Source organism: Colwellia sp. BRX10-9 (assembly GCF_014077405.1).
Lineage (GTDB): Bacteria > Pseudomonadota > Gammaproteobacteria > Enterobacterales > Alteromonadaceae > Colwellia_A.
Map to the genome: position 1 here is coordinate 65,398 of NZ_JACGVV010000010.1, position 11,866 is coordinate 77,263.

The 11,866-nt window shown below is 39.1% G+C and carries 7 protein-coding genes; all 7 read left to right on the top strand.

Annotation, left to right across the window (positions count from 1 at the left end; translation table 11 throughout):
- Nucleotides 1-109 precede the first annotated feature (109 nt).
- The 7 genes from nhaC to H4J69_RS08235 all read left to right on the top strand — a co-directional run bounded on the left by nhaC (nt 110) and on the right by H4J69_RS08235 (nt 11,797).
- The gene (gene nhaC, locus H4J69_RS08205) at nt 110-1,612 is read left to right on the top strand and encodes a Na+/H+ antiporter NhaC (RefSeq protein WP_182244659.1); all 1,503 of its coding nucleotides are present in this window, start codon (nt 110-112) and stop codon (nt 1,610-1,612) included.
- A gap of 112 nt (nt 1,613-1,724) precedes the next feature.
- Nucleotides 1,725-4,289, top strand: coding sequence for an aminopeptidase N (pepN, locus tag H4J69_RS08210; RefSeq protein WP_182244658.1), 2,565 nt, complete (start codon nt 1,725-1,727; stop codon nt 4,287-4,289).
- A 7-nt stretch (nt 4,290-4,296) separates the two neighbouring features.
- On the top strand, nt 4,297-4,512 hold the full coding sequence (locus H4J69_RS08215; protein WP_182244657.1) for a DUF2835 family protein: 216 nt from the start codon (nt 4,297-4,299) through the stop codon (nt 4,510-4,512).
- A 323-nt stretch (nt 4,513-4,835) separates the two neighbouring features.
- Nucleotides 4,836-6,884: a DUF1302 domain-containing protein gene (locus H4J69_RS08220; protein WP_182214216.1), complete on the top strand. Its 2,049-nt coding sequence runs from the start codon at nt 4,836-4,838 to the stop codon at nt 6,882-6,884.
- 23 nt (nt 6,885-6,907) lie between these two features.
- Complete coding sequence (locus H4J69_RS08225; RefSeq protein WP_182214217.1) at nt 6,908-8,284, top strand: DUF1329 domain-containing protein; 1,377 nt, start codon at nt 6,908-6,910, stop codon at nt 8,282-8,284.
- A 134-nt stretch (nt 8,285-8,418) separates the two neighbouring features.
- Nucleotides 8,419-9,429 (top strand): YCF48-related protein, encoded by a 1,011-nt coding sequence (locus tag H4J69_RS08230; RefSeq protein WP_182214219.1) that lies wholly within the window; start codon nt 8,419-8,421, stop codon nt 9,427-9,429.
- Between the two features lie 58 nt (nt 9,430-9,487).
- Nucleotides 9,488-11,797 (top strand): RND family transporter, encoded by a 2,310-nt coding sequence (locus H4J69_RS08235; RefSeq protein ID WP_182214221.1) that lies wholly within the window; start codon nt 9,488-9,490, stop codon nt 11,795-11,797.
- The last annotated feature ends 69 nt before the right edge of the window (nt 11,798-11,866 follow it).

Below are 11,866 nucleotides of genomic sequence, written 5' to 3' on the forward strand. Positions count from 1 at the left end.
TGATTAGCGTTGTACTATTTTTCCTAATGAAAAATAAGATAACTCGTTAATAAAAACGATATAAACATTAAAAATTATAACTATAAAAAACTTAAGGTCGGCATCGCACATGACAGAGCCAGAAAAAGACAATCAACCCGTAGTAATCAACACCCACAAAGAACCGAGCATGCTAGATGCGTTAATTCCTATTTTTGCATTAGTTGTTATGTTAACAACAGCCGTTTGGTATTTTGCTGACAACTCCTCTTATGGTCCAAATCAAATTGCTTTATTACTCGCTATGGGTATAGCGATTGTTATTGGTATCAAGAATGGTTATTCGTGGCAGTCGATTGAGAAGTCAATTGTCGGTGGTATTTCTATTTCTTTGGGGGCAATTTTAATACTGTTAGCAGTTGGCTCATTAATAGGAACTTGGCTACTGTCTGGTACTGTGCCTACGATGGTTTATTATGGCTTACAAATTATTGACCCTAGTTGGTTCTACGCCGCTGCCTGTTTAGTTTGTGGTATTGTCGCAATGAGTATTGGCAGTTCTTGGACTACAGCGGCAACGGTCGGTGTTGCCTTTATTGGCATTGCGAACGGTTTTGAAATGTCGACTGCGGTTACGGCGGGAGCTGTTATTTCAGGTGCTTATTTTGGTGATAAATTATCGCCGTTATCTGAAACGACTAACCTTGCTCCTGCAGTAGCAGGCAGTGAATTATTTGAACATATTCGATATATGTTATGGACCACCATACCTTCTATTAGCATAGCCTTGGTGCTGTTTCTTATTATTGGCTTTGATCACTCTTCAAATGTAACTGGAGACACCACAAGTATTGATGCCTTGCTGACCACACTAGATGCAACTTATAATATTTCTATATTTAATCTTATCCCACTTTTTATCTTACTTTATTTAGCCTTCAAAAAAGTACCGGCATTTCCTGCTGTGGCGATTGGCGCTTTAATTGGCGCTGTTTGGGCGTTAGTTTTTCAGCAAGAGCTTATTTTAAACATGGCTGCAGAAGGTGTTAGTGGCGTTAAAGCATATATAACCGTGGTTTGGACAGCATTTTTTGATGGCGTAGTGGTTAACACCGGCAACAAACAAATTGATGAATTGCTTAGTCGTGGCGGTATGTCGAGTATGCTAAACACAATTTGGTTGGTAATGTGTGCCTTAAGTTTTGGTGCCGTGTTAGAGCATTTAGGTATGCTAAATAAATTTGTTAAAGCCATTCTCTCAACAGCTAAATCAACGGGAAGCTTAATCGCCAGCACTGTTGCAACTTGTATTGGTACTAACTTAATAACAGCCGATCAATATATGGCGATAGTTATGCCTGGTCGTATGTTTAAAGCTGAATTCAAACGCCGAGGTTTTCATCCAACACTATTAAGTCGTACGTTAGAAGATTCAGGCACTATTACTTCACCGTTAATTCCATGGAACACTTGTGGTGCCTTTATGTTTGGCGCGTTGGCATTAACATCATACGATTATATTTTTTATTGCTTTTTTAATTTAATTAACCCGGTGCTTGCCATCGTTTATGGTTACACCGGTTTTAAAATTAAAATGTTAGCAACAAACAGTGACGAAGCGATAAAGAGCTAACATCAAAGAACATTGCGATAAAAAGAGGATATTCATCCTTTATTTACGCTTCATATCGACTTAATATAAAGCCTGTTTTTACAGGCTTTATATTTTCAAAAAGGAAACGCTCATGACTGACTTTACCGCGCGCTATTTATCTGATTACCAAGTTTCAAATTTTTCTATTACCACCGTCGATCTGACCTTTGAACTTGCTGACACGGCAACCATAGTAACCAGCACTATGGCGATTAAACGTGAAAATAAAGAGGCTAAGCAATTAGTGCTTGATGGCGAGCAATTGAAACTTATTTCACTGCAAATTGATCATCAAGACTTGCCTGAAAGTTATTATCAGGTCAGTGACACACAGTTAACCCTAGATATTAGCGCTGATGAATTTACACTAACTATAGTGACTGAAATTGACCCACTTAATAACACCTCACTCGAAGGCTTATTTAAGTCGGGCGGCGCTTTTTGTACACAATGTGAGGCCGAGGGCTTTAGACGTATAACCTATTACCTAGATCGTCCTGATGTGATGTCGACCTTTTCAACCAAAGTCATTGCTGATAAAAAGCGTTACCCTTATTTGTTATCAAATGGCAATAAAACTGCAGCGGGTGATTTACCGCAAGGGAAACATTTTACTTGTTGGCATGACCCTCATCCAAAACCTTGTTATTTATTTGCTCTTGTTGCTGGTGATTTTGACTTACTTGTTGATACCTTTACCACCCAAGATAAACGCGATGTGGCAATAGAGATATTTGTGGATAAAGGTAACTTACCTAAAGCTCACCATGCTATGGCATCACTAAAAAAATCGATGCTTTGGGATGAAGAAACCTTTGGTTTAGTTTATGACCTCGATATCTACATGATTGTAGCCGTCGACTTCTTCAATATGGGGGCGATGGAAAATAAAGGCTTAAATGTTTTTAATTCGAAATTTGTTTTAGCAGATAATGAGAGTGCCACCGATACTGATTTCTTTAATATTGAAGCTGTGATCGGTCATGAATATTTTCACAACTGGACGGGTAATCGGGTAACTTGCCGCGATTGGTTCCAGTTAAGTCTAAAAGAAGGTTTAACAGTATTTCGCGATCAGCAGTTTAGCGCTGATATGCACAGTGCTGCAGTAAACCGTATTAAAAATGTGAGATTGCTGCGTTCAAAACAGTTCGCTGAAGATGCCGGACCTATGGCTCATCCTATTCGTCCTGAAAAAGTACTAGAGATGAATAATTTTTATACCTTAACCGTTTATGAAAAAGGTGCTGAAGTCATCCGCATGATTAACACCTTATTAGGAGAAGTTAAGTTTAGAAAAGGCATGGACTTATATTTTGCTCGCTTCGATGGTATGGCCGTGACCTGTGATGACTTTATTAATGCGATGTCAGATGCCTCGGGTGTTGACCTTGATTTATTTAAAGGCTGGTACTATCAGTCGGGTACGCCGACATTATCTGTAAATGAGCTTTATTCAAAGGGACAGTATCAATTAACCTTAACCCAGAAAAATCCAAATCAAAAAGACGGTAGCGAGGGTAAAGCATTACATATCCCTGTTGCTATTGAACTTATCGAAAACAATAAAGTGATCCGACGTGAGTTACTTGAGTTAACCACTGCGCAGCAAACATGGACCTTTGACAATCTTGCTGATAAACCTGTGCTAGCGATATTGGCAGATTTTTCAGCGCCGGTGAAGCTTACGATTAAGCAAACAGATAAAGAGCTGGCAACCATTATGGCTTTTGCCGATGATGAGTTTTGTCGTTGGGACGCTGGTCAGCAATTGATGTTGAATTATATTAAAGCGCTAGTCGATGACAGTAGCTTTGTTCTGCCACAGAGTTTATTAACGACTTATCAAGCTATTTTTGACGCAAATACCGATAATTCCTTTAAAGCCGAACAATTATCATTGCCTAGCTTTGACGAAGTTGTCGCAGAAATAGCTCAGGTTGATCCCATCAAAGTAGTTAATGCTATTGCCGCAGTGAAGTTATTTTTAGTGACCGGCTTAACCGCTAGTTTTGAGAAAGCCTTTACTGCCAATAAATCTTTTACCTATAAATATGACGGTGAAGAAGTTGGCCAACGCGCACTAAAAAATGTTTGTTTGTCTTACCTCTCTTTACTTGAGCATCAAAAGAGCAAGGTAGTAGAACAATATCAATCGTCAGATAACATGACTGATACTTTGGCAGCATTAGTCTGCTCAGCTGAAAACAACTCAGCTGACTTAGCAGGGCAGTTACAGCATTTTGAAAAAAAATGGCAGAGTACAGCATTAGTCATGGATAAGTGGTTTAGTCTTGCGGCTCAACAATGTAGCGAAGATATTTTTACTTCATTGGGTAACTTATTAACTCACCCGTTATTTAGCTTAAAGAATCCAAATCGGGCACGTTCATTAGTGGGTAGCTTCAGCGTTAATAATCCGCGTTATTTTCACTGTCAGTCAGGCCAGGGTTATCGGTTTCTCGCAGAGCAAATCGCTTTGTTGAATGAAATAAACCCACAGGTGGCTTCAAGGCTCATTACGCCTTTAATTCAATTTAGATCTTTTGATTTATCTAGACAGGAATTGATGCGCGCAGAATTAGAGAAGTTGACTACACTTAAAAACTTATCAAAAGACTTAAAAGAAAAACTTGATGCGGCCTTAGCGAGCTAACTCTTTTATGAAATATTTCTTTTCAATAAATATGACCACTGCTGAGTTTTTCCCTTATTATGAAGGTAAAGCTCAGCAGATGGTTGTTACTACAACTCAAGGAGTGCGGGTACAATTTCCGGCAATGCATATGCGAAAATATTTATTATCTACAGGTATTAAGGGGCTTTTTTGTCTAGAAACTGAAAATAATAAATTTTCATCTGTGACAAAAATGGCATGATTAGAGTATTAGCTTTAAACAGTGGTCGGACCATTTGATGTGTTTGAAGGCTATTGGCCTGTTTCGCTGTAACACTTAATACAAGTAACTACTTGTTAAAATCTATATGAAGAATTTTTTGTTTTAAACGCTTGTTTAAAACGCTAGTGTCTGATTCGCTTTTTATTGATTAGAAGTCATTAAAACACAGGGTATTATCAATTGTTTTTACCTCTTGCACCATTGATAAAATGATGCAATTATTGTTTTAGACCACTTATTTCAAATAGTAAGTAGCGATGATAAAAATAAAATATAATCTACACGCTCTGGGGAGAGAATAAATGAAATATAGCCCTCGCAATCGGTTTTATAAAAAACCTTTAGCTGCCAGTATAACCGCTGCGCTTGTTTGTTTAGCGACAGTAAGCCAAGCACAAGCAGAGAATTTTACATTAGGCAACTTCGACGTTACTTTTGATTCAACGTTTAGTTACGGTCAAAGTTGGCGTGTAGAAGATCGCAACTGGAATGATAATGTTGGTAAGTCAAACAATTTAAATAATGGTTTTGATTTTAGTAATTATCATCCATCATTAAATCCAAATCCTGATCCTGCAACGGTATGGAATGGAAAAGGCGGTTATTCAACCAATGGTGATAACGCTAACCTTAACTATAACGCCGGTGATAGCTTTTCTCAGATAATCAAAGGTTCACACGAACTAGAAGTTCGTTATGAAAACTTTGGTTTGTTCGTTCGTGGCATGTATTTCTATGATTTTGAAATGAGTGACGGCGACCGAGCGTGGACTAATCCTTTATCAGAGGTTAGAAACGATCCTTGTCGTGACGGTGAAGCAAGTGATCAAATATGTAATGACGTAAGATTACTTGATGCTTTCGTTTATGGTGATTTCGTTGTAGGTGACATGCCGCTTTCTGTTCGTGTCGGCCAACAAGTGATCAGCTGGGGTGAAAGTACTTTAATCTCTCACGGTATTAGTGAGTTAAACCCTGTTGATATCGCTCGTCTTCGTGCTCCTGGTTCAGAATTGAAAGAAGCCTTTATTCCTTTCGGTGCAATTTGGGGTTCACTTGGTGTTTCTGAGAATTTCAATATTGAAGCCTTCTACCAGTACAACTGGGAAAAAACAGTGTTACCAGCACCGGGTAGCTACTTCTCAACTAATGACTTTGCTGGTGACGGTGGTCAGTTTAATAATGTTCAGTTAGGCTTTGGTAGTAACCCTGATATGGACTTAGATTATCTTATTGAAGGTCTAAATACCCTTAGTGGTGCTATTGCTGCTGGCGCTGTTCCTGCTGAAAGTATCGGCGCAGCTTATTTAGGCGCTTTTCCAACGAAGGTTACACTTCGTCAAGCTGATGCAGAAAATGAACCTGAAGATGGTGGCCAGTATGGTCTTCGTTTATCATGGTTTTTACCTGAATTCAACGACACCGAAATCAGTCTTTACCACATGAATTACCATAGCCGTCGCCCAATATTTGCTGGTGTTACTGCTGATTTTAGTAATGAAGCTATTGGTCATGATATTGGTATGTTACTTTCAGGCGCTATTACTGAAGAAAATTATACAAATTTGAAAGCCTTCTCTCGTGTAGAACTTGATTACGTAGAAGACATTAAAGTTTATGCAATGAGCTTTAACACCGTTTTAGGCACAACTTCTGTTGCCGGTGAAATTACTTACCGCCAAGATGAACCGTTGCAAATTGATGATGTTGAGTTATTGTTTGCGGCGATGCCACAGCAACTAGCGAATGATCAAGGTCGCACTGAGCTTGATGGTATTTCTCAAATGCCAATATTCCAGGGCGGCGAACATGCTGATGGTTTTGTTCTATCAGATACTTTACAAGCACAAACAACGCTAACGCATCTTTGGGGTCCTTCATTTGGCGCCAGCCAGTTAACAACATTAGTTGAAGTGGGTGGTATTAACCTGCAAGACATGCCTGACCAAGACGTATTACGATTAAATGGTCCAGGTACTGCACGTAACGGTGGCATTGCCGGTAAAGAAGGTTTAGAAATGGCAGTTCAGGACGGTGTTGAAACTAACCCGTTCCCAGACGCATTTGCTTGGGGTTACCGTGCAATTGCTAAGTTAGACTTTAATAACGTTATCGCTGGTATTAACATTTCACCACGTGTGGTTTTCTCTCATGATGTTAAAGGTACCACACCAGATCCATTATTCTTATTTGTTGAAAAACGTAAGTCTGTCGCCTTAGGTATTAACTTTAATTACCAAAGTCGCTGGTCAGCAGACATTAACTATAACGGTTTTTGGGATGGCGTAGGTACAACCAATCAAATAGCAGACCGCGATTACATTTCATTCAGCATTAAATATTCTATATAAGGGCTAAGTTAATGAGCAATATTATGAAAAATTCACTAAAAAAATTAACATTAGCCTCAGTTGCAGTAAGTTTGGCTATTGTGTCAACAGCAACTTTAGCTAAAGTTTCATCGACTGAGGTCGCAAAGTTAAGTAAAGAACTAACACCGATTGGCGCAGTGCGTGCGGCCAATAAAGACGGTTCTATTCCTGCATGGAACGGTGGTATTACTTCTGTTCCTGCTGGCTATACCGTTGGTGATCACCATATAGACCCATTTTCTACCGACAAAGTAAAATACACGATCACTGCGGCTAACGTGGGTGAATATAAAGCCATGTTAACGCCGGGTCAGGTCAAGTTATTTGAAACATATCCTGATACTTATAAAATGAATGTTTACCAATCAAGACGTTCAGCTTCTTACCCTGAGCATGTTTATCAAGCAAGTATTGATAATGCCGGACGTACAGAATTAGTTGAAGGCGGTAATGGTATTGTTAACGCGGCTGTTGGTATCCCATTTCCGGTACCAAAAGATGGCTTAGAAGCTATTTGGAATCACATTTTACGTTATCGTGGTGAATCTTTAACACGAGAAGGGGGTCAAGCAGCTCCGACCGCTTCTGGTGATTATACTTATTTAGGTTTTGACGATCAGCTTATGATCCCATATGGGGTTAAAGGTGCTTCAGCAGATAAACTTAAAGAAACAAATATTTTGTTTAAGTTTAAGCAAAAAGTAACTGAACCAGCACGTTTAGCGGGTACCGCATTATTAGTTCATGAAACAATGAACCAAATACAAACACCACGCCAAGCTTGGACATACAACACCGGACAACGTCGTGTTCGCCGTGCACCAAATGTTGCTTATGACACGCCAGGTACAGCGTCTGATGGATTACGTACCACAGATGATTTCGACATGTTTAACGGCGCACCAAACCGTTACAACTGGACATTAAAAGGGAAACAGGAATTATTGATCCCTTACAATGATTATCGTTTACACAGCGACTCATTAAAATATGCGGATATTTTAATGCCAGGCCACATTAACCCAGAACATGTTCGTTATGAAAAACATCGTGTATGGGTTGTCGAAGCTAACTTAAAATCAGATACACGCCATACTTACAAAAAACGTGTTTTCTTTATTGATGAAGATAGCTGGCAAATTGCGGTAACCGATATTTACGATAACCGTGACGAGTTATATCGTGTTGGTGTTGCCCATGGTTTGAATTATTACGAAGTTCCTACACAATGGTCTACACTTGAAGTGTTCCATGATTTACAGTCTCGTCGCTACATAGCAATGGGCTTAGATAATGAAGCTAAAATGTATGACTTTTCAGCTGAGTTAGATGATATATCATTTACTTCTTCTGCATTAAGACGTGAAGGGCGCAGATAACCGCTAGGTTTAAACATTTATAACGGCTGACAACTGTCAGCCGTTATACTTTAAAAGATAAGAAACTTTAACAATGTCATGGATGATATGATAAAAGTAACACTTTAATTATTAACGAATGAGAATTCTTCTTTATGCAACGTCTGTTGGCTTTCCTTTTTAGCACTTTATTCTTCCTTAATGCTTTTTCACAGCAACTTCCTGCTATGCAAGCACCTTTAGCCAGTAAATCACTTATGCTTGATATTTTTAAAATCAACGATAAGCAGCTTGTCGCTGTAGGTGAACGTGGTCATATTTTACTTTCAAACGACGCAATTACATGGCGTCAAGCTAACGTTCCCGTTCGTTCAACCCTAACGGCAGTATATTTTATTGATGCTACTCATGGTTGGGCTGTTGGACATGACGCCACTATATTGTTTTCTAGTGATGGCGGCGAAAATTGGCAAGTACAACAATACTTACCCGTTAAGCAAAAACCTTTACTCGATATTATTTTCAAAGATAAAAATGAAGGCATAGCGATAGGCGCATACGGTCAGCAATACCGCACCAGTGATGGCGGTGAAAATTGGACATTTGAATTTCATGGTGAGTTTCTATTCCCTGAAGACCTCGCTTACTTAGAAGAATTAAAAGAACAAGATGAAGAGGCTTATTTAGATGAACAAGGCAGTATACTTGCTCACTTCAATAGCATCTTTAAAGACGGTCGTACGCTTTATATGGTGGGTGAAGTAGGTTTAATTGCTAAAAGCAATGATTTTGCCGAAAAATGGTTGCCGTTTGACAAAATATATCAAGGTTCATTTAATGATATTGCTCGCACTCAACAAGGAAATTTATTAGTTGTTGGTTTGCGCGGTAATATTTTTCGCAGTTTAAAAAGTGGCACGCCTTGGCAACATATTAATTCCAATACCCAAGCCTTATTAAATTCGATAGTGCTCGGTGATAACGGTAGTATTTTTGTCTTAGGAAATAATGGTGTTATTTTAAAAAGTGACGATGATGGCGCTAGCTTCTCTTTGAATATTCAAGCTGACGGCAAAGCGTTAATTAGCGGTGTTTGGTTTAATAACCAGTTAGTCATCGTTTCTGAAGTTGGTCTTAAAGTCATTGCACTGACTAAGTTAAAATAAAAGTAAATCGATAAATACGCTTACCGCCAATTCCACTGAAGCAGATGAAGTAAATTAAATGAAAATAGAATCCCTTATTAATGTTATCGAAGCCACTATGTTCCGTAAAAGAGTCATGGTGCTTGTTGCTTTCGTACTAGCCAGTATTTTTCTTGTTTTTCAAGCGAGCCAAATAAAGCTTGATGCGGCTTTTGAAAAGCACATTCCCCTTAATCATACCTACATGAAAACCTATCTTGAATATCGAGAAAACTTTGGTGGCGCTAATAACGTGCTTATCTCAGTTTGTGACACAGAAGGAGATATTTTTAATGAATCTTTCTTTGGCGCGCTAAAAGGTGTTCATGATCAGTTATTTTTCATTCCTGGTGTTGACCGTATTCAAGTTAAATCATTATATTCACCGAGCACCCGTTTTGTTGAAATTGTTGAAGACGGTTTTGCTGGTGGTCCGGTTATCCCGGCAAATTTTCAGCCTGATTCACAAGGTTTAGCTGTTGTTAAAGCCAATATTGAGAAAGCAGGTATCGTTGGTAGTATTGTTGCCGACGATTACAGTTGTGCCATGGTTAAAGCGTCCTTAATGGATACAGACCCACAAACAGGGGCACGCTTAGATACACTTGTTATTGCTGAGCAACTTGAGCAACAAATTAGAGGAAAATTCGAAAAAGATAATATCAGCATCCATATTATTGGTTTTAGTAAGATGGTTGGCGATGTTGCTGAGGGCGCGAAAGGCGTTGTTGCTTTCTTTGCCATTGCGATTGTTATTACCACGCTGATGGTTTTTTGGTTTTGTCGTTCTATTTCTCTAACCCTTTTACCGATAGCATGTTCGCTGGTTGCCGTTGTTTGGCAGTTAGGTATGTTATCTACCTTAGGGTTTGGACTCGATCCGATGTCGATTCTAGTGCCGTTTTTAGTGTTTGCCATTGGTGTCAGCCATGGTGTACAAATGATTAACTCGGTCTCCAAACTGGTTAGTAAGGGAGCAACATCCAAAGAAGCCGCACAAATGAGCTTTCGCTTGTTGTTGATACCAGGCGGTATCGCCTTGCTGTCTGATACGGTCGGTTTCTTAACGTTACTTTCTATTGATATCGGTATTATTCGTGAATTGGCTATTACTGCATCTCTGGGTGTTGCTATGATTATTTTAACCAATTTAATTTTACTCCCTTTATTGGTTTCTTTTATTCATGTCCCTAAAGTTGAGCCTGAAATAGCAGATAAGAACAAAGTCACTGTTTGGGATGTAATGTCTTCGTTTGCTACCAAGCGAATTGCAACAGTTATACTTGTTATAACCGCTGTTTTATATGCTGCTGGATACTATTACTCACAAGACATGAAAATAGGAGAGCTTCATGCGGGCGCTCCATCTTTGCATGAGACATCACGTTATAATCAAGACACTTTTTTAATTACTGACCGTTATGCCATCAGTGTTGATTATATGTCAGTGATCGTTGAAAGCCCTGCTGATTCATGTACTTTTTACGAGACAATGGACTTAATAGATACCTTTCAATGGCAGATGGAAAATACGGTTGGTGTGCAATCAGCAATCAGTTTAGCGTCAGTTGCTAAAATTGTTAATGCTGGTTATAACGAAGGTAATGCTAGATGGCGTGTTCTATCACGCAACCAACAAACATTAGTGCAATCAATTGCCCGAATACCTTCAACAAGTGGCCTATTGAACAGTGATTGTAGCGTTATGCCCGTGATTCTTTTCTTAGAAGATCACAAAGCTGAAACCATTAATCGAGTTGTTGATAAAGTAAAAGTTGTTACTCAGGCATTAGAAACAGACGAGGTTAAGTTTAAACTTGCCTCTGGCCCTGTTGGTGTTATGGCAGCGACTAATGAAGCGGTTGCTGAAGCGCAAACGCCGATGATGCTTTACGTTTACGGCGCGGTAACTTTATTGTGTTTCATTAGCTTTAGAAGTGTGCGTGCCACGATTGTCGTTATCGTGCCGCTTTATGTCGTGTCAACGTTAGCGCAATGGTTAATGACCGCACTTGATATTGGCCTAACGGTTTCTACACTTCCGGTTATTGCTTTAGGTGTTGGTATTGGTGTCGATTACGGTATTTATATCTTATCAACGATGAGTATAAAATTACGTGAGGGTTACCAAGTTCAAGAAGCTTATTTACTCGCTTTGAAAGAGCGAGGCAGTGCAGTCTTAATAACGGGTGTTACTTTAGCGATTGGCGTTTCAACCTGGTTTTGGTCAGATTTGAAATTTCAAGTCGATATGGGAATACTCTTAACCTTCATGTTCTTGGTGAATATGATCGCTGCAGTACTGGTCCTACCTGCTATTGCTGCTTTTTTATGGCCTAATAAAAAATAAGGTTAATACGTTAAACCTGCATAAATAAACAAGAAAATGACCGAAAGGTCATTTTCTATTTATAACAAG